This is a genomic window from Shewanella sp. LZH-2, assembly GCF_016859145.1.
In the GTDB taxonomy this organism is placed as follows: Bacteria; Pseudomonadota; Gammaproteobacteria; order Enterobacterales; family Shewanellaceae; genus Shewanella; species Shewanella xiamenensis.
Genome location: NZ_CP069350.1, coordinates 4,373,306 through 4,393,446, shown reverse-complemented (window position 1 = coordinate 4,393,446; position 20,141 = coordinate 4,373,306). Strand labels below are relative to the sequence as shown.

The 20,141-nt window shown below is 45.7% G+C and carries 13 protein-coding genes and 1 pseudogene; 10 read left to right on the top strand and 4 right to left on the bottom strand.

Features of this window, described 5'->3' with window-relative positions:
* Window positions 1–259 precede the first annotated feature (259 nt).
* Entirely contained in the window at window positions 260–2,131 is a 1,872-nt protein-coding gene (locus tag JM642_RS19235) for a methyl-accepting chemotaxis protein (RefSeq protein WP_203432380.1), read from the top strand.
* Window positions 2,132–2,193: 62 nt separating this feature from the next.
* On the opposite strand, the gene JM642_RS19230 is transcribed toward JM642_RS19235, so the two are convergent.
* Window positions 2,194–3,159, bottom strand: a complete 966-nt coding sequence (locus JM642_RS19230; protein ID WP_037426682.1) for a LysR family transcriptional regulator — start codon at window positions 3,157–3,159, stop codon at window positions 2,194–2,196.
* 115 nt (window positions 3,160–3,274) lie between these two features.
* Between JM642_RS19230 and JM642_RS19225 the strand changes: the two genes are divergently transcribed.
* Window positions 3,275–4,483: a multidrug effflux MFS transporter gene (locus JM642_RS19225; protein WP_203432379.1), complete on the top strand. Its 1,209-nt coding sequence runs from the start codon at window positions 3,275–3,277 to the stop codon at window positions 4,481–4,483.
* A gap of 125 nt (window positions 4,484–4,608) precedes the next feature.
* Window positions 4,609–5,202 carry a tRNA-uridine aminocarboxypropyltransferase gene (locus tag JM642_RS19220; RefSeq protein ID WP_037423561.1) on the top strand — a complete coding sequence of 198 codons (594 nt, stop codon included), beginning with the start codon at window positions 4,609–4,611 and terminating at the stop codon, window positions 5,200–5,202.
* Between the two features lie 299 nt (window positions 5,203–5,501).
* Here JM642_RS19220 and pdgA read toward each other — a convergent pair whose 3' ends face one another.
* Entirely contained in the window at window positions 5,502–7,619 is a 2,118-nt protein-coding gene (pdgA, locus tag JM642_RS19215; RefSeq protein ID WP_172588373.1) for a diguanylate cyclase PdgA, read from the bottom strand.
* Window positions 7,620–7,934: 315 nt separating this feature from the next.
* Here pdgA and JM642_RS19210 point away from each other — a divergent pair, with 315 nt between their 5' ends.
* Both JM642_RS19210 and JM642_RS19205 read left to right on the top strand, forming a co-directional pair.
* Window positions 7,935–8,255 carry a hypothetical protein gene (locus JM642_RS19210; RefSeq protein ID WP_235522233.1) on the top strand — a complete coding sequence of 107 codons (321 nt, stop codon included), beginning with the start codon at window positions 7,935–7,937 and terminating at the stop codon, window positions 8,253–8,255.
* Window positions 8,256–8,321: 66 nt separating this feature from the next.
* Complete coding sequence (locus JM642_RS19205) at window positions 8,322–8,960, top strand: class I SAM-dependent methyltransferase (RefSeq protein ID WP_037423553.1); 639 nt, start codon at window positions 8,322–8,324, stop codon at window positions 8,958–8,960.
* Here the strand turns inward: JM642_RS19205 and JM642_RS19200 are convergent.
* A complete protein-coding gene (locus JM642_RS19200; RefSeq protein ID WP_203432378.1) occupies window positions 8,957–9,292 on the bottom strand; it encodes a hypothetical protein in 336 nt (111 codons plus the stop codon). The genes JM642_RS19205 and JM642_RS19200 overlap by 4 nt on opposite strands.
* A 175-nt stretch (window positions 9,293–9,467) precedes the next feature.
* Between JM642_RS19200 and JM642_RS19195 the strand changes: the two genes are divergently transcribed.
* The 3 genes and pseudogenes from JM642_RS19195 to JM642_RS19185 all read left to right on the top strand — a co-directional run bounded on the left by JM642_RS19195 (window position 9,468) and on the right by JM642_RS19185 (window position 11,982).
* Window positions 9,468–10,445: a transposase gene (locus JM642_RS19195; protein WP_203432377.1), complete on the top strand. Its 978-nt coding sequence runs from the start codon at window positions 9,468–9,470 to the stop codon at window positions 10,443–10,445.
* Window positions 10,446–10,681: 236 nt separating this feature from the next.
* Window positions 10,682–10,849 (top strand): annotated as a pseudogene (locus JM642_RS19190) (transposase); the annotation flags it as partial.
* Window positions 10,850–11,115: 266 nt separating this feature from the next.
* Window positions 11,116–11,982 (top strand): FRG domain-containing protein, encoded by an 867-nt coding sequence (locus tag JM642_RS19185; protein ID WP_203432376.1) that lies wholly within the window; start codon window positions 11,116–11,118, stop codon window positions 11,980–11,982.
* A gap of 427 nt (window positions 11,983–12,409) precedes the next feature.
* On the opposite strand, the gene JM642_RS19180 is transcribed toward JM642_RS19185, so the two are convergent.
* Complete coding sequence (locus JM642_RS19180) at window positions 12,410–13,300, bottom strand: LysR family transcriptional regulator (protein WP_050991407.1); 891 nt, start codon at window positions 13,298–13,300, stop codon at window positions 12,410–12,412.
* A 280-nt stretch (window positions 13,301–13,580) separates the two neighbouring features.
* On the opposite strand from JM642_RS19180, the gene JM642_RS20510 reads away from it, so the two are divergent.
* Window positions 13,581–18,476 carry a S8 family serine peptidase gene (locus JM642_RS20510; RefSeq protein WP_203432375.1) on the top strand — a complete coding sequence of 1,632 codons (4,896 nt, stop codon included), beginning with the start codon at window positions 13,581–13,583 and terminating at the stop codon, window positions 18,474–18,476.
* A gap of 205 nt (window positions 18,477–18,681) precedes the next feature.
* A complete protein-coding gene (locus tag JM642_RS19170) occupies window positions 18,682–20,094 on the top strand; it encodes an amidohydrolase (RefSeq protein WP_203432374.1) in 1,413 nt (470 codons plus the stop codon).
* Window positions 20,095–20,141: the final 47 nt, after the last annotated feature.

Below are 20,141 nucleotides of genomic sequence, written 5' to 3'. Positions count from 1 at the left end.
TTAGTTTGTTGGTGGCTTGTGGTTGATGTGAACTTCGGGTTGTTATTTGGTGTTGCTCAGGTTTTAATTGGTTATCTTTATGTTTTTGCTTAATTATTTATTAATTTGGTGACGAGTGATTCTTTGTTTGCGCTGTAACATGTGCGAAAATTTAGCCGAATTTTTGATTGGTTTTGGCTAACACTGTAAATTTATTACAGTAAGTGCCAGCCAGTCTTACCACTTCTTCCTTCAAAGCTGTAAAACCGTAGATACCAACATGAACTCATACTCGCTTAAACAAAAGATCCTGATTTCGGTCGTGATTGCGCTTTCCCTCGTGATTGGCTTGCTGTCGTGGCAAAGTTATTCCAGTCAAAAGTCATTGTTGTTGCAAAATAGTTTGGAGCAGGTGCAGCGACTGGGTGATCAACAGGCTGAGCGCATTCAAGAGTGGTTAGCTGGGCGTCAGGATATCGTAGGGGCGTTAGCCGTTAAAGTTGAAGGTGACAGTTTAAACGCATTGCAGCAGGCGCAAGCTTCTGGGCGATTCCAACTCACTTACTACGGTACGCAAGCGGGGCAGATGCTGGACTCCGATCCAAGCATAGACCGTACGGGTTACGATCCGAGAGCGCGCCCTTGGTATAAACAAGCGATAAATGAGCGCGGTCTTATTCTCACCAAACCTTATGTTGACGTAGCTTACAATGTGTTAGTGGTCACTATGGCACAGGCGGTTTCACAAGGTGTGGTTGGGGGCGACCTGTCGATTGCGAGTTTGGTTGAAAGTGTCAATCGCATGACCTTACCAGCCAATGGTCATGCAATCATGCTGCACAAAGATGGTACTGTCATCGCTTACAAAGATGCCTATAAGGCGATGAAACCCGTTAGCGATATCGACAACGACCTTAATCATAATTTACCCCAGCAGAGCCGTCAGGCCAGCACATGGCTGCCAATGTATTTCGAAAACGAAGGCCGCGATAAGTTAGTTTGGGGTGTCGATATTCCCAATACCGATTGGGAATTAGTGATAGTACTGGACAAAGAGACGCTTGAGGCGCCATTAACTAATTTATTACTGACCCAATTGGGGCTGTCGGCCGTCATGCTATTACTCAGCGTATTGGCCATTTCTTGGTTGGTGAATCTATTGCTAGGTCCGCTTGGACGTGTATCGCAGGCGCTAGCGCGTATTGCCGATGGTAATGGCGATTTAACCCAACGTATTGAGGTTGATACGCAAGATGAAGTGGGCGTACTGGCCGACAGCTTTAATCGATTTGTCGGCAGTCAGCATCAGCTCATCAGCCATATTCGTCAGTTGGCCAGTGAACTGGATGCGGACGCAGAGCGTAGCCTCAAAACTAACCATATTGCCGTAGCCGAATTACAGCGCCAGCAACAAGAAGTTGCCATGGTCGCGACCGCCGTAACCGAAATGGCGAGTGCTACTAATGAAATTGCCGCGAATGCGGAAAATACCGCTACAGCTGCGCAGCAATCGGCAGCGAGCAGCTTCCAAGGGAAAGAGTTAGTTAATAAGACCCGTAGTTCGATTAATTCTTTAGCGGATGAAGTCACTCAAGCAACTGAGGTTATTGAAGATTTAAGTCGTCACGCCCAATCCATTTCCAGCATTTTGGCAACGATCCAAGGGATTGCTGAGCAGACTAACCTGTTAGCCCTTAATGCGGCGATTGAGGCTGCCCGTGCGGGTGAGCAGGGCCGTGGCTTTGCGGTGGTGGCCGATGAAGTGCGGGTGTTATCACGCCGAACACAAGATTCGACCCAAGAAGTACATGCGACCATTGAAACTCTGCAACGTACAACGGCGAAGGCGGTGAGTTTGATGGAAAGCAGCCAAGTGTTAGCGGGTCATAGTGTTGAAGATGCTAATGCCGCAGCGAAGGCGCTGGAGGAGATTACTCAAGCCGTACATGTGATTTCGGATATGGCAGGCCAAATTGCGACCGCAGCTGAAGAGCAAACCCAAGTAACGGGTGAAATCACTCAAAATACGGTGGCCATTAAGGATGTGACCGACGAAATTACCGAAGCAGCGAAGTCGGATCTGACCCAAGCTCAGGCATTAAAGGCGCGTGCTAATGATCTTAATGCGCAGGTCGCGACGTTTATTCTGTAAGTTTGCTTGAATAAAACAGCCCAGAATACGTCAGTGTTCTGGGCTGTTTATTGGTCACTCCATTAACCCTGCGGCAGCATCAGCTTTTCGACACTTTGGCAGATAGTGTCGCGCATCCATTTATGGCCTTGATCTTCATCGTTGCGTTGATGCCACAGTAACACATAGGCCATTGGCATAAACTCAAAGGGTAAAGGCAACAGCTTTAATGGATAGAGTTTACAGGCATGTAGGGCAAAGCTAGAAGGTAAGGTAAAAATCAAATCACTGTGGGCGCAAACACTCGCCGCGCCATAAAAATCTGGTACTGTGGTGCTAATTTTGCGCCTGTGCCCTAGGTCTGCCAGAAAATAATCCAGCGCCCACCAATCACTCCCTTCACAGCGCACTTGCACATGCGCCATCTCTAAGTACAAGGATAAATCCCATTGGGGCGAGGTGAGAGCGGCCATCAAGGGATGAGCTTGGCGCACCAAACATACCTGTCTATCGGTAAACAGGGTTTGGCAGGCAATGCCTTCTGGTAGTCGGTCAGTGTGTGAATCTGAGAGTGGGTGTAGATCCCGTCCTGAAATCCCAAAGTCAATTTGCCCTTGCTGCAAGTCATGCATAGATTTTTCGGTCCAGACATAGGAATCGAGCTTGATATTGGGCGCACTATTTAATAGTGGACCTATAAAATAGGGGATCAAGGTTTCGTAGGCACTTTCGACCATGGCAAAGGAAAACTGCCTATTACTGCTGGCTGGTGTAAACGTTGGTGGCTGAGTCAGTTGATATAAGTCCTGCAGAATATTCGGCAGCTTTTGTCCAATATTGAGCGCATGTGCTGTGGGTTTTAGGCCATGGGCAGTACGTTGGAATAGGGGATCATCTAACGTTTCTCGCAGGCGATTCAAGCTCTTGCTCAACGCCGACTGGCTAATGTGTAATCGGCTCGCTGCGCGGGTGACACTTTGCTCTTCGAGCAAAACCTTCAATATCACCAGTAGGTTGAGGTCGATTCTGGCTAAGTTGTCGAGATTCATAGATATTCCTCAAAGGAAATTCACTTTGGAAATTATACCATTTCTGTTCATACCTTGAGTTATTTAAACTACCGCCCACTGAAATACCTTTTACTGTTAAACCGAGATACATGTTATGCGGCGCAATCTGTTACCTATTTTGATGTCTTTGGTGCTACTCAGCCCATTGGCAATTGATATTTACTTACCTTCTATGCCCACCATGGCGGCAGAGTTCGCCGTATCTGCCAGCGAAGTGCAGTCGACACTGGTATTATTTTTATTTGCTATGGGCGTTGGGCAGATATTGATTGGCCCATTAGCAGACCGTTATGGTCGTCGCCCTGTGGCACTCTTTGGCGTGTTGTTATATGGCGCCAGCAGTTTGCTTGCGGCCGCCGCGATTGAATTCCATTGGTTACAAATTGCCCGGGTATTACAAGGTTTGGCTGCCTGTTCGACCTCCATTGTGGTCTTTAGTGCAGTGCGCGATTGTTACTCACCAAAAGAAGGCGCCAAGATTTACAGTTACTTAAATGGGGCTATTTGCGTGATCCCTGCTCTGGCGCCAACCTTAGGGGGTCTATTGGCCATGCAGTTTGGCTGGCGATCAACCTTTGTATTTATGACCTTGTACGCGATTTTAATGATGCTCTTGGTCGGCTATCGTCTACCCGAAACTCGTCCAGCCAATACCGTTAGTACTGGCCCTCTTTATCGTTGGAGTCGCTATAAACCTGTGTTAAGTAATACGCATTTTTTGTTTTATGCTTTTGCTTGTATGTCAGCTATGGCGGCGATTTTAAGTTATGTGTCCTACTCACCCGTGTGGCTTATTGGCCATCTAGGGGTATCCGAGCTGGCTTTTAGCGGTTTATTTGGATTGAATGCTTTGGTCAATATCGGTGCTTGTTTTGCTGCGCCAGTAGTGATCCGTAAATTAGGTAATCGTCCCACCGCGATCTTCGCATTAGCACTGTTGGTGCTCTCGGCGGTATTGATTATCGCTGCGCAAGCATTTGGCCCAAGTATGGGTATGGCTGCCGCCTTCGCCTTTATGTTGCCTATGATGCTGTTGTGTATTGGTTTTGCTTTCTTATTAGGCCCAGCAACCAGTATGGCACTGTCTGCCTTTGGCGAGCGAGCGGGAACGGCAACGGCAATGTTAGGTTTTATCCAAATGAGTGGCGCATCAGTGATTGCAGGCCTAGTGCAGCAAACAAGCCTGACTGCACCCTATGCGGTGGCGTTAGTGATGGGATTTTTCTCTATCGGCTTACTGTCAATGATGGCGTTAAGCCGATTCGACCACTGGCACCAAGAGCAATTAGCCGCAGAGCATTAATACGCCCTAAACGGCTAATTAAAGAAACACCCTTTGCCCGTAGCTTATTTGACCATAGCTACGGGCATTTTTTATGGATAATTCAAGTTGCTATACTACTGGAAATTATTTATCGAGAACGCGCTTTGAGCCGCCATTATTGCCCTACTTGCTGTTATCCAATCAATGCGTGCTTATGCTCCCATGTACAGCAGATAAAACCGCAGACGCAGCTGTTGGTATTACAGCACCCCTCTGAAGTCGAACATAAAAAGAATAGTGTTAGGGTGTTAAGCCTAGTGATACCCAATACTCAAGTATATGTGGGTGAGTCTGAAGCGGATTTTGCCTCGCTGCGGGAGCAATTAAGCCGATGTCAGCGCCCTGTTTATCTTGTATATCCCTCTGAGCAGAGCGCGAGTGTTGAAAGTCAGTCTATATGCGCTGATTGTGTGTTGCTATTAATCGATGGTACCTGGAGAAAAGCCTTTAAAATCTTGCAATTAAATCCATGGTTAACACAATTTCCGGCAGTGCATTTGGCCGAAGGCTATACGTCAAGATACAAGATCCGCAAATCAAGCCGCAGCGATAGTCTCTCAACCTTGGAGGCGTGTGCTTACATGTTAAAAGCGCTTGATGAGGGTTTAGATGTGAACCCGTTATTGGTCGCCTTTGATGCTATGGTTGCGATGCGATTGCAGGCGATGCCCGCAGAGGTGAGGTTGCGCTATGATTAATTTCACTTTTTAGAATTGCGGCAAGTGATTTTCATTTTTTGCATTTTTGAGACTCTGTACGAATTAAAATAGTTAAAATCTTATTCAGATCACGCTAACGTAACGTAAAACAAGGTTTAATAGTGACGATTCATTTGCACAGCAAATGATGAGATAGCTTTGCCAGCCAATTGCTTTGCAGGGGAGTGATTCCATATTTTATGGTGTGCTGGCAGGGCTATCGAGCCTATCGATAGCCAATCTATATTATCTTAATAAACAATCAGTCACTGTGTTTAAGCGCCTTTAATTGTCTCTATTTAAGCAATGTATTTCTCGGCTAAATAGGACTGAGTAAACTGCTCAACATAACTTGGATAACCAAATAAAAAGCCTTGGGCAAAGCCTTGTCCCATATGGGTAATAATGTCTTTTTGCTGTTGTGTCTCAATGCCTTCCGCCACAAAGTGAATGTTGAGCGCCTGTGCTAATTGCACAATGGCATGGCAGAGTTTTTGGCCTGATACATCATTCAAACGTAGAACAAACTCAGCATCAATCTTGACACTATCAATGGGCAAGGTACCTAAGCGGCTTAAAGAAGAAAGGCCAGTACCAAAGTCATCAATGGCAATGCCTACACCTAAGGCTTTAATACGTTCTAGCGTATAGCGAGCCTGTTCTGGTTGGCGTAGCAGTGCAGATTCGGTGATTTCTAAAATTAAGGCTTCAGCGGGTAGGGCGACCATTTCCAGCGCACTGACGACTTGGCCGACAAAGTCTACATGCTCTAATTGCAGCGGAGAGACGTTAACCGAAATCTTAAAATCGGGCTGATATTGTGCGCGCCATAGTGATGCTTGCTTGCAGGCTTGTTCGAGTACCCATTGTCCTATGCTGACAATGAGTCCCGTTTCCTCCAATAAAGGCACAAACTCAGCGGCCTCATAGTGCTCGCTGGGAGATTTTTGCCAGCGCAGTAGTGCCTCAGCACCAATGGGGGTGTTGGTGTGCAAATCCACAATGGCCTGATAGGCGAGTTTAAACTGCTTTAAACTGTGGGCATGCCTGAGATTATTGATGAGTTTTAACTTAAGCTCAGCGGCTTGGCTCATCGCTTTATCATAAAACACTAAATGAGGCTGGTTCTTCTTTGCGCAATACATGGCGGTGTCGGCCAAACTAATCAGTTGGCCAGCCTGATCACCGTGTGTAGGAAACAGCGCGATACCAATACTGGTACCGAGGAAAAACTTTTGCCCTTCGATTTCGAACGGACTGTCGAATAAACTTAAAATTTGCTCTGCGAACTCTTGGATTTCTTCCTTACAACTACAATCTTGTAGCACTAAGGTAAATTCATCCCCACCCATACGGGCAATATCCGCTTTTTCGATACAACCCGCTTCTAAACGGGCGGCAACGAGTTGTAATACTCTATCGCCCATTGAATGGCCAAAGCTGTCATTGATATTTTTAAAGCCGTTGAGGTCTAAAAACATCAGTGCGCCGAGGACGAGAGGATCGTCTTTTAATTTCTCAAGTGCGCCATTAAGTATCTGTTTAAGATGAAAACGATTTGGTAACCCCGTTAACGTATCATACATGGCGCGGGTGGTAAGTTGCGTCTCGAGCAGCTTTTTGGTGCTGATATCACTAAAGATATTCACATGATATTGAATGCCATCCGCAGCGATGCGCCGACTACTCTGCCATGCGGGAAATGTACTGCCATCTGAGCGTTGTTTTAAGGCTTCACCCTGCCAAAAGCCGCGCTGTTTTAAGGCCTGCAAACACTCGCTTTGTTCACTGAGATCAAGCGGGTTTGCTTCTAAAAAATCGGGCGTTTTATTGATTAATTGTTCCGCGCTATAGCCACAAATACGACACATCGCCTTATTGACCGCCAATACCTTATTGTCGGTGTCGGTGATATAAACGGCCTCGGCACTTTCCTCCAAGGTCGTCGAGAGGATTTCTTTCGGGATATGGGCAAAACCATCGGCAATGGCTGGCCTGACTTGAGTTCTACGGTTTAATGCTTGTAACTCGACCAGTACAACAGGTTGTTGCTGTAAATAACAACGATAGAGGTTTACTCGGGTGGGCAGTTCATTCCCTTGATGATTAAGGTGGAGCCAACTGAATTCGACATTAACCCCCGAGACGGCTTCAAGGATCATCTCCCGCGCAAATTCAACACTGTTACGCCCAGATGATTGAATTCTAGGGGAAAAATCATAAGGTGTGGCATTGACAAAGGTGTCATATTCAGTACCAAAGTAGTCTAAGGTGGCACTGTTTGCGCTAATAAAACTAAAGCCTTGGATCAGCGCGAGGGGTGTTTTATGGGGATGGGCTCGCCAAATAGAGAGTTTCTCTTGCAACAGCGGATCATCTGTTGTGAGTTTATTTAGCAAGTGCTGCCATCGAATCATTAGGATACTCCCTCGGTGACACAGATTAAGGTCACATCCTTTCCCTTAGTTTTTGTTTATATCAAATCGTACATCATTCATATGGGGTTAAAAATAAACCGAATCGATGTTTTGCTCAAATATAAATTAAAAAATAACAGTTTAAGATAGGTTCATTTGATTTACTTCAGCGAAAATCATGCTAACTCATCACGGCAAAATAATGTTTTATGCTATGTTTTGCCATGCAGGCTCAGTTTGGCCTGGCCATTTGTGAATTAAGGACTCTAGAGAAGGTGTAGGATGCAAAGACTAGTCAAAACTATCGTTTTAGGTATGTGTCTCGCCGCGGTGTTCTCCGCGGTAAATGCTGCTGAACAACCCAAACCTCGGTTAACCTTGGAGCAAAGGGCTGATAAGGCGCGTATCGACTCTGAGCGGATTGAACAACTGCAACTTGAAAAGGCGCGCCAAGCAGCCAAAACAACCTCAGCACGGGAAGAAACAATAAAACAGCAAACCAATCCGCAGGATTGGGAAGTGCAACAAAAGCTCAAGGCGCAAAAGCAATTTGATGAAAGGGAAAGCCGTGAGCAAAAATATCTGCAAGAAGCCAAGGAAGCGGCGGCCAAAGAGCGTAAAATCCCTAAACCTTAGCTGTTAATCGCGATCTATTTAAAGGCAATCTCTGCCGTTTGCCTTACGACTTTTTAGGAACTGCTGTTGAATACCTGTCCGCTGTGCCATAGCACCGATTTAGTGGCTTATCATCAAGATAAACGTCGTTGTTACCAACAATGCCAGCGCTGTGCTTTGGTGAGTGTCCCCGCCGAGTTTTATCTAAGCTCTGAAGCCGAAAAAGCCGAATATGACAAGCACGAAAATCATCCACAGGACCTCGGTTATCAGCAGTTTTTAGATAGAACCCTCGCTCCTTTGTTGACCCGCTTTACTCCATCGGCGTTAGGGCTCGATTTTGGTTGTGGTGAAGGCAAAGTCTTAAGTCTGATGGCCAAAGCGCGGGGTTATCGGGTCGAGAACTACGATCTTTATTACGCTCACCACCCCGAGTTACTGACTCGGCAATACGATTTTATTACCCTGACCGAAGTTATTGAGCATGTGAGTGATGCCGATGCTTTGCTGACTCTGTTGAAGGGGATGCTCAAACCTCAAGGCATTTTGGCCGTGATGACCAAGCGAGTGCTTAATCCCACGGCATTTAGCGCTTGGCATTATAAAAATGATCCCACTCATATTAACTTTTACTCCGAAGCCACCTTTCAATGGCTCGCCGAGCATTACGGCTGGCGGCTCGAAGTGATAGATAAAGACGTGGTGTTTTTGCACCAAGCCCACTAATGCGTTGGAGGCTTTTGCTGTCGCAGATAAGTTGGGATTTGCAACTTGTCTAAATCAAACTTCGATTGTGCTGGTTCGGGTAAAGGTAAGGCTGGACGCTTAATAAAATCATGCACATTGATATAGCTATCCTCAACAATTTGCACAGGGTCTGGCTTTGCTGTCTGCTCTAATCCAATTCCTGTTGCAATCACCATGATTTCGAGCTCTGACTCGAGTTCAGGATCTATGGTTAGCCCAATAATAACAAGCGCATCCTTGGGTAATTGCTTATGCACTGTCGCACCGATTTGGTTGTATTTGCGCGGCAATCGTGCGCGGCAATCGGACACCCAACCTTAATCGCGCGGCAATCGGACACCCAACCTTAATCGCGCGGTAGTATGCACGGCAATCGGACACCCAACCTTAATCGCAGACAATCGGACACCCAACCTTAATCGCGCGAATCGCGCGGTAGTTAATCTCCGACTATGCTTTGGTTAAGCATTAAACAAGGAGGTTTGTATGCCGCGCCCTCGTAGAACCCAGATAAGCCTTGAAGACACGCCTTATTACCATTGCTGTAGCCGAGTTGTTCGGCGGGCTTTTTTATGTGGCGATGATAGTTACTCGGGTAAAAACTATGACCATCGCCGCGCTTGGGTAGAATCGCTACTGTTTGAACTTGAAGCCGTTTTTGCTATTGATGTGGCGGCCTTTGCGGTGATGTCGAATCATCTGCATCTGGTGCTACGAGTCGATATCGAGACGGCAAATCACTGGACTGACCGCGAAGTGCTTGAGCAGTGGCATAAGTTGTTTAAAGGCGATGCGTTAACGCAAAAGTTCGCAAAAGGTGAGTTGGTTGAAGCGCATGAGGTGAGCAGATTAAAGCATTCAATCGCCCTTTATCGTAGTCGTTTGTGTGATATTTCATGGTTTATGCGCTGCCTCAACGAACCAATTGCAAGACAAGCAAATCAAGAGGATAACTGTACAGGTCGTTTCTGGGAAGGTCGTTTTAAATCGCAAGCCCTACTCGATGAAGCTGCGGTATTAGCCTGTATGGCCTATGTTGATTTGAATCCGATTCGAGCGCAACTTGCTGATACACTAGAACAATCCGACCATACCAGTATCCAACTACGTATTCGGGCCGCATTAAAAGGTGAGCAGCCGAGCAATCTCCTGCCATTTATTGGTAACGAGTGCGACAACCAACCCAATGGCATTGCGTTTTCCTTAACCGATTACCTTCAATTGGTGGATGATACAGGCCGAATTATTCGCAACGATAAACGTGGAAGCATCAGTGAAAGTAGCGGTAAGATACTGAACAGATTAAATATCCCCCATGATCATTGGCTTAAGCTGACAACCGAGTTTGGCAAGCTATTTTACGGTCCTGTGGGAACCTTGCAAGAACTGACCGATTACTGCGAACATCTCGAAAAGCGACGACGGCACTTTGCTGCAAGTTGTCAGCATTTTCACAGTAACTGATAACTGCTTATATTACTTCGAAAGCAATGCTTACCTTGCATCCCAAAAACACGATGGGATAACTTACCTCGTCTAAAACACTCTATTTTTGAAAGAATTAACTCAATTTATTGCCTCAGATACTGCCCCTGTGACTTTTGCACTCTCATTTAGGCAATTTTTAGATCTTACAAGTTGTAGACAAACGTAAAGTACATTATGTTGTTGATTTATATTGGGTGGCTAGATTTATTGCTACCAGATTAAATATCCCCCATAAGAACTGGCTCAAACTGACCACCGAGTTTGGCAAACTATTTCACGGTCCAGTAGGCACATTGCAAGAACTGAGCGATTACTGCGAACATCTCGAAAAGCGACGACGGCACTTTGCATCAAGCTGCCAGCACTTGCGCTGCAACTGACAACGACTTGTATAACTTCGAAAATAATCACCGCCTAATATCTCTCAATCACTATGGGATGGCTTGCCATGCCTGAAATGCACCATTTTTGAATGAATTAGCTCAATTTATTGCCTCAGATTCAGTCCTAGCCACGTTTGATAGCTCTTGTTCAAACCATTTGAGCCAGAACGGGTTGTAGGTAACCTAAAAGTGTATTATGTTTTTGATTTAAAATGGGTGGCCGACTTATTTTGGCCGACTTATTTTGATTTCAGGAGGATGAATTGGAATATACGGCTTTTCGAGAAATAAACTACGAAACAGCTAATGACCTCTGGGAGGCTCTAAGCCCGACCAAGTCATTTTTTGCTGAACCGTACAAGTTAATTTATCGCGGTCAAGCTGACTCTGCTTGGTCGCTTGTTCCTTCATTACTTCGAAATGAGGAAGACAATTCACTACTTAAGTTCTTTGGGAAAAGAATTAAGGCTGATCAGTTGGTATTTACTGAAGTAAGGCTCTTAGAAGTATTTGCGGAATATTGTGACAACATCGGCGTAAAAGTTCCTAATGATTCCATGAAGTTTCGAAATGAGACCCTTAGTTCTCAAGTGCAAGATAGGTATTACAAAAATCCTGAACTTTGGCCTAATCCTGAGCTTATTGAATTAATGGCCTTAGCTCAACATCATGGTGTTCCAACACGTTTACTTGATTGGACTAGACAACCATATGTTGCTGTGTATTTCGCAGTGTCTTCTGCTATGAGTAATTTTAAGGCATGGAAGAAAAACTCAAAGTTGGCAATTTGGGTTTTTAATACTGAAATGGTAAACCTATATAAAAATGTAAACTTGGTGCAAGTTCCAGGTAGTACATCTAACCACTTATCAGCCCAGTCGGGCTTATTTACTGTTCATCCTCACACAGGTGCGCGTGCAGGGGACTTTGAGATAAAAGGCTTGGAATATGAATTTTCTACGCTACCTAACACCCCTTTATTGAAGTTAACACTTCCAGTTTCAGAGGCTAAAAGTCTCTTTCGCTTATGCTTGAAAGCAGGGATAAACGGCGCAACAATTTATCCTAGTGCTGATGGTGCTGGCAAAGCTGTCCAAGATAGTATCAATTCTTGGGCAATCGAAGACTAGCGTTATAACAAGGCAATTAATACGACCACCAATGCTCGGCACTTTAGGGATGGATTGGTTTTAGTTTTTTCGGTGGTCTATTAAAATTATCGTAATACGTTGTGGCGTATTATATAGGCGTTAATCCATAGAAATTTTAATCCGAAACTGACGAGTTAGAGCAAGGGGTCTATCACGCTTTTGTCCAAAATCTTGTCCGGTAAGGATATCTATTCCTCGTTGTCTGATCATTTAACTGAGCGTAACTAATTCTGCATTCGTAATAAATGCCAAGGTTAATAAACCATATTTGACAGAATGAATGGCTAAAAATTATCTATAGCTTAATCGAGAGTTATCTTGTTTTGAATGCTCATTTTTATACTCATTTTTATACTCATTTTAATGTCAGTGGCGCTATATCTTCCGTAGTAAATCCAAATATCACTTAAAGTAGCAAACTTAAAAGGCGTTTTGCGGGAGCACTGATTTGGTTTTTAAGCATTACCACACTAAAAAATACGTTTAGTTTAGGCATATCGATGGGGGTTATTACTCGTACCGCATGCTTAATATCATCATCAAATAAGGTGATTTGTGGTGTTAATGCGACAATTTGAGAGTGTAATAGGGCGCCTTTTATCGGTGGGAAAGAATCGTAATGTAATAATCCCGAAAAGTCATTGCGATATTTATTAAACAGATCGCCAAATTGTTCACTGACGCCATAAGGTAAGTTTTTGGGTATGGCGAGTGGATATTTGCGAATATCTTCTAGGGTTAAACGATCTAAATACGTCAACGGATGTCCAGCTCTGGTACAAAAAACCGCTTCAAAAGAAGGTAAATTAAAGGATTGTATCGAGCTTTCGTGGCCAATAATCTCACCTTCAACATCAGTAATTAATAGAGTGAGTTCTCCGCGTAGCAATTTTTCCAGTTGTTGTTGCCAGGTACCAACTTCGAGATCGATATGAATGTCTGGGTATTGCTCAAAAAAACGTCCGAGAATCGGCCCTAGAATGGTATTTGCCGGTACAGGGCTTGCACCTATAGATAAATAACCACTGCTCTTACCCTGCATATAGTGTAATTCTTTTCGAAGGGCTTCGACGTTTTGCAAAATATGCTGACTATGGCTGAGAACGAGCTCCCCAGCAGGGGTTAAAGAAGTTGATTGATTTCCCCTCAGCAAAAGCTCTGTACCCAGTATATGTTCGAGTCGTTGAATGCTTCGGCTTAATGAAGGTTGAGCAAGATTTAATTTTTGGGCAGCTTTTTGAAAATTACGTTCTTTGGCTAAAATCTGGAAATTTTTAAGATGCTTAAACTCAATCACAAGTCATTTGTCAAGTAATTACAACATATGTGCAACATACCCTTGTAGCTCAGTATCGACAAGCAGACGTTGGTGACAATTTGTATCTTTATCTTCATATGAATAATTAACAATTATGAGTAAGTGTTTGTTTTGATTTTTTAATTATTTGGCTCTGTTCTCGTATAGTTTTTTGTCATCAACTGATACGTAAAATGCATTGGCTTTAAAGTATTGCTGACGGTAACTATTCATTCTGCAAATAACAAATTTGCAACATAAATCTAACAAGGAATGAGTAATGAAATTGAAGAAGATCAGCATAATGACCTTTGCGGCGCTATATGCGACCGGAATAGGGACGTTAGTTGCCAATCCTTTAGATAGGAACCAAGCCGAGCAAAAACTTATTGGTATCAAGCTGGCACCCGAACAAATATTAGCCAATAAAAATAAACCAACCCATCCGGCTTTGAATCGCGCTAATAGACCGGGTCAAATTGGTATGAACGTCCATCGCGCTGTAAATGGGAGTAGCAATAAGGCGCCATTTGCATGGGAAAAGGACATTGATGGAACGCATACCTATATTATTCAATTAATGGATGCTCCTGTTTCACTTTATCAGGGTGATAGACCTGAGTTTGCCGCCACGTCGCCTCGTAGCAATCAGCCCGCAATACGTTCTAATGAGCGTTTTGGGACAATCGATTTAAAGAGCAAAACCGTTAAAAACTACCAAGCTTTTTTAACGCGCTCTCAGAATGAAACTGCTAGCCAAATCAAGCGTGTTGCGCCAGATGCTGAAATAAAGCGTCGCTTTAATGTGGCACTAAACGGTATGACCATGGTGTTAACTCAGGAGCAAGCCGCTGAAGTGGCTAAGCTGCCCAATGTTAAAGCGGTGACTCGGGCGAAGGAATATCAATTATTCACCGATGTCGGCCCTAAGCATATTGGCGCTGATATGATTTGGCAGGGCACGAGCACTCCCGACGGCGTTGCGATGCGTGGTGAGGGCATTATTGCCGGTATTATCGACACTGGGATTAACTCAGATCACCCGTCTTTTGCCGCAGTTTCGGCAGACGGTTATAAGCACGTCAACCCATTAGGCGAAGGCAATTATCTGGGCGACTGCCAAGAATATCCTTTGATGTGTAACAGTAAGCTTATCGGTGTTCGTTCCTACGATATGATTACCGATACCTATAAAGATCCGATTTTCCAACCCGATCTGCCACCGTGGGAAGTGGATTATAAACGCCCACCCAATGGTGAAGATTACAACGGCCATGGTTCACATACTGCCAGTACCGTTGCGGGTAACGTGCTCTACAATGTGCCCTTTAAACTGAGTGGAACGGATGAAAAATCAGATGGTTTTGATACCTCTTTAGTCTTTCCCGAAATTTCAGGCGTTGCCCCAAGAGCCAACATTATTGCCTACCAAGTGTGTTATCCCGGTGGTGGTTCGTATGGCGAAAACTACGGTGGTTGTCCTGGCGATGCATTAGTCGCTGCTATTGAAGATGCCATTATCGACGGCGTCGATGTGATTAACTTCTCTATCGGTGGACTTGAAAGTCTGCCTTGGTACGATGCCGTTGAAATGGCGTTTTTAGCTGCGCGTGAATCGGGGATCTCTGTTGCCGCTTCGGCGGGTAACTGGGGACGCTATGGCCCAGGCTATATCGACCATGTCTCACCTTGGTTAACATCCGTTGCCGCCAGTACCCATGGTCGCCAAATTGAACCTGTTGAAGGCTCGCTCACTTTTGCAGGTGAAAACGCACCTAATAAAATGGCAGGTTATGCCGTAACGGGAGATATCACTGGCCGTTTAGTTGATGCCGCAACCTATAGTGATCCACTGTGCTTGGCTCCTTTCCCAGCTGGCACATTCAATAGCGATGATATCGTGTTATGTAAGCGCGGTGAAAATGCTCGCGTACAGAAAGGTGTTAACGTTGCTGCGGGCGGTGCAGGTGGGATTATTTTATATAACGCCGTATCTTGGGACGATGGTACTGGCGCGAATAGCCTAAATTTAAACCCTTTCCCTATCCCTGGAATGCACATCGACGCGGCATCAGGCAATCAGCTTGTTGAATGGATTGCCAACACCACAGAGCCTAAAGTCACCATCACTGCGGGTAAGATTATCACCACTGAGCGCGAAGCCGATGTGTTAGCTGACTTCTCCTCCCGTGGTCCAAGTAGCACTAACCCCAATGTAATGGTGCCAAACGTGTCAGCCCCCGGGGTGGACGTGTTTGCTGCTTATTCTGACGAAATGCCTTTTAGCTTGTATCCCTCACCGAGTGATTATGAAGCCATTAGTGGTACTTCTATGGCAGGTCCACATGTGGCGGGCGCTTTAGCGTTATTAACCCAAGCGCACCCACAATGGACGCCTGCGATGATCCAGTCGGCACTGATGACCACCGCCGTGTTAGGTAAAGCTCCAACCTACGATAATCCGCCAAAATTAGTGGATGCAGCTTTCTACGATATGGGTAGCGGAGTGATTAACGTAGCCAGAGCGGTAAAAGCGGGTCTGGTGATGGATGAAAACGGTGACAATTATCGCGCAGCCAACCCCATGGAAGGTGGCGATGTGACCGCGTTAAACGTGCCTTATTTAGTCAATGCGGAATGTAAAAGTAGCTGCACTTGGATGCGTACCTTTACTGCCACGACAGACGGTGAGTGGAACGTGAGTGCGACCGAAATCACCACAGAAGGCGCGCCTTTCCTTGAGCTAAGTGTTTATCCGCAAACGATTAAGTTAAAAGCGGGTGAGCAGCAAAGTATTATGGTAACGGCGAAAATCCTCGATGTAACCTCTGTCAACGCTAACTCTTCCTCAAACGAAGTGTTTGGTAAAATTGACCTGAAACCGACGGACGCCAGTTTGCCAGATCAATACTTGCCCGTAATGGCACGTTTTACCGGCTCTAGCTTGCCTGAAATTGTCGCAGGAAAAATCCACCGCGATACTGGCACTATGTTGACACCAGAGTTGATGACCAAAGAAATCAGCGCGCTGAATGTCAAAGTGAGTGGCTTAACCGCAGGTACAGTCACAGAGCACAAACTTAATGCCGCGTATGTTGACTTTACAAAGCCTGAAACATTGGAAAATAATCCGGGTGTTTCGGTGCATTTCTTTGACGTACCAGAAGGCACTCGCCGCATCGTATGGGAAGAAGTCTCTGCAGATAATGCCGCATCAACGTCTTTAGATATTGGTATGGACTTGAATAGCAACGGCAAAGTGGAATGGTATGACGAGGCGATTTGTTACTCCTATACCGATGTTACCGACTATTGCGCGATCAATGATCCAACGCCAGGCCGTTACTGGGTGATGTTAGGTAACTTTAAGCGCCCATGGGGAGACGAGATTGATACCAAAGACAGCATTAAAGCGAGTCTGGCGATTATCTCCGACACTGATACTAAGCAACTGAATGTAACAGGGCCAGCAAGTACCAATGGTATCGATCCTTACCAATTGCAAATGAACTGGTCTGTCACAGGCAGTAAAGCGGGTGATCGCTTATACGGCTTGGTTGAAGTCGGTAATGGTGCGCAAAACGTTGGCAACATTGGCAAAATGGCCGTGCATTTAGTGCATGAGGGCAATGATGTCAGTATCACGACCAGCCAACAACAAGCCAAAGAAGGCGATGTTGTTGAGGTTAAGATGCTGATGGCACCAAACCTACTCGGATTAGAGCGCGATGTGAATATTGCCTTAACACTGCCCGAAGGTTTGCAATTATTGCCTAACACGCTAAAAGCGAACAGCAATAACCAAGATCTTAAAGCCGGCCTGACTGTTGCTGCACAGCAAATCACCCTGAAAGCGATGCAACAGGCGAGCAATGCGCAAAAACGTCAATATCTCTTCACCACGAGCGATACCGATGAGAGCTGCCGAATTCCAATCGGTTCAAATCCTTATTATTTGGATTTATTTACCGAGGCTGGAATCGCGTCTGAAGCGGCAATTGCTGGTCGGGTGAATGATACGGTAACTGTGCCATTAAGCGCATTTGGTATTGATCGTATCCCGCTGTATAACAATCCAGAAGAGTATTCACACAAAGATACCTTAAGTATTTCTCCTGGTGGATTTATTCAGCTCGATCAACTACCACTGTTCTGGGCTGCTCACTATCCAATGGAAGAGCAATATTTCCCTGATACTGTGATTGCTCCGTTATGGCGTGGAGATGGTGTTACCATCCCAGAATATAATTTGGATACCGAAAGCATGGACGGCGTATCGCTTGCTGTTACCAATGACCGACGTTATCTGATTGTTGAATGGGACAATATGCGTCAGGATTTTGCCTTTGGTATTAACCATGATCCTGATTACGATGCCCGTTACAGTTTTGAGCTATTAGCCTCAACTCAGCTTAATTTTGCCCCTGGTGAACATGAGTTTATTTTTGCCTATGACAAATTAACCGGTAACAAAGCGCATTTAGGCTCAATTGGTTTACATGGTTACTATGGACCACGTGGCACCTTTGGCCCTGCGTATGGTTATATCGGTGATGGCTTTGCCTTTAACGATCTGGATAAGAAAATTGCAGAAGGCTTAGTGGTCTGTGCTAACTACACTGGGCCTGAAGCGACAGCAATCGAACTATCATTCTCGGCTCGTGTTGGCGCCAAAGCGGTAGGTCAAGATCTGCAGATTATTGCTAAAAGTGATTACACTGGCAGCAGTAGTGTGACCTCTAGCGGAAGCCTCAAAGTACCTTCAAACCTTGCGATAGGTGCACTCGGCAATATGTCTGTTGCTGAAAACACCAGCATCAGTTTTGAGGTGCTAGTGCAAGACAAAGAAAATACCGCTAATGGTATCCAAGTCACAGGCGCGCATATCACCTCAGTTGTTAATGGTAACCAAGTCACCATCACTCCCGAAAAAGATTGGCACGGTACAACCACTGTCACAGTGAAAGCCTTTGATAAGGTTTATCAAAATGACATGGTGCAAACGAGCTTTAACTTAGTCGTGAACTCTGATGGTGTAGAACCTACGCCACCAACACCTCCAACACCACCTGTTGAAGAGACTAAAGAGAGCGATGGCGGTAGCTTGGGCTGGCTTGCTGTCCTGATGCTTGGCTTGATGGCCGCATCACGTCAAAAATGGAATGTTAATAAGTAAACTTCACCTTTAAGTAGTACCTTGTCTTTGGGCCTTCTAACGGAGGCCCTTTTTTATGCGTCCAAGTGTGGATTGTCATCGGCCATAAATGATGTGTTTATCCCACATTAATTCTTCGTTACAAGCCTTGCTATTAAATCTATTAACAATTTCTCAATGTCCGTGTAGTTTAGATAGCTTATAAAAACAACAATAGGTTATCGCTATGACTGTATCCTCGGTATCGCGCGCTTTATCAACATCTTCTGTCGCCACATCCTTTGCACCTTATGTGAGTTCATTCGGTGTGAGTACATCAAAATTGGCCAAGAGCTTACTGGCTTCCATCGTCACTTTGAGTTTAATGGGTGTAGGCTTAAGTTCTGCCTATGCGGCGCAGGCCGATGCGGCTAAGTTGGCGGCGGGGGTGGAGCAAAAGGTGCTCGACTGGCGCCGTGATTTACACCAGCATCCAGAGCTATCTAATCGCGAGTTTCGCACCAGCAAGATTATCGAAAAGCATCTGAAATCCCTCGGGTTAGAAGTGCAAACGGGCATTGCCCATACTGGGGTTGTTGCTATCTTGAAAGGCGGAAAGTTAAAGGGCGGTAAGCCCGGTCCGTTAATTGCGCTCCGCGCGGATATGGATGCCTTGCCCGTGACCGAAGTCGTCGATCTGCCCTTTGCCTCTAAAGCAACAGATACCTATCGCGGTCAAACCGTAGGGGTGATGCATGCCTGTGGCCACGATACCCATGTGGCTATGTTAATGGGCGTGGCCGAGAACTTAGTGAAAGTGAAGGATAGCCTTGCCGGCGATGTGATGTTTATCTTCCAGCCTGCTGAAGAAGGTGCGCCAGATGGCGAAGAGGGCGGCGCTGAACTCATGCTAAAACAAGGGCTATTTGCCAAGCGTAAACCCGACCAAGTGTTTGGCATGCATGTGACCTCGAGTATGCCAAGCGGCATGATTGGGGTGCGCAGCGGCCCAGCTATGGCGAGTGAAGATTCCTTTACGATCAAAGTGAAAGGTCGCCAAACCCATGGCTCGCGTCCGTGGAATGGCGTCGACCCTATTGTCGCCGCGGCGCAAATTATTACCAATGTGCAAACTATTGTCAGTCGTCAGGTGGATATTACCAAAGCGCCCGCAGTGGTGAGTTTTGGCGCGGTAAATGGTGGCATTCGCTCGAATATTATTCCCGATGAAGTCGAGTTGATTGGCACCATCCGCACCTTTGACCAGCCTATGCGTGCCGATATTAAGGTGCGCTTGGCCGAAATCGCTGAATTATCGGCAAAAACCTTAGGTGCCACCGCGACAACTGAAATCCATCAAGGTTACCCCGTGGTGGTGAACAATCCCGAATTGGTCGCCAGTATGCGCCCAGTGCTTGCCAGTGTGGTCGGCGATAAGATGCTGATTGAGCCAGGATTAATCACAGGTGCCGAGGACTTTTCCTTCTATGCCCTAGAGTCTCCTGGGATGTTTTTCTTCCTTGGGGTAACGCCAAAGGGCACAGATCCTGAAACGGCGGCCAGTAACCATTCGCCCGCATTTTATGTGGATGAAAGCGCGTTAAAAGTTGGTGTTGAGGCCATGACTAAGGTTGCCCTTACGGCACTGAAGGCACAATAAACCGCTTAAGCCTTATTCCGTCAGCTTTTCGGTATAACTTGAGCTTA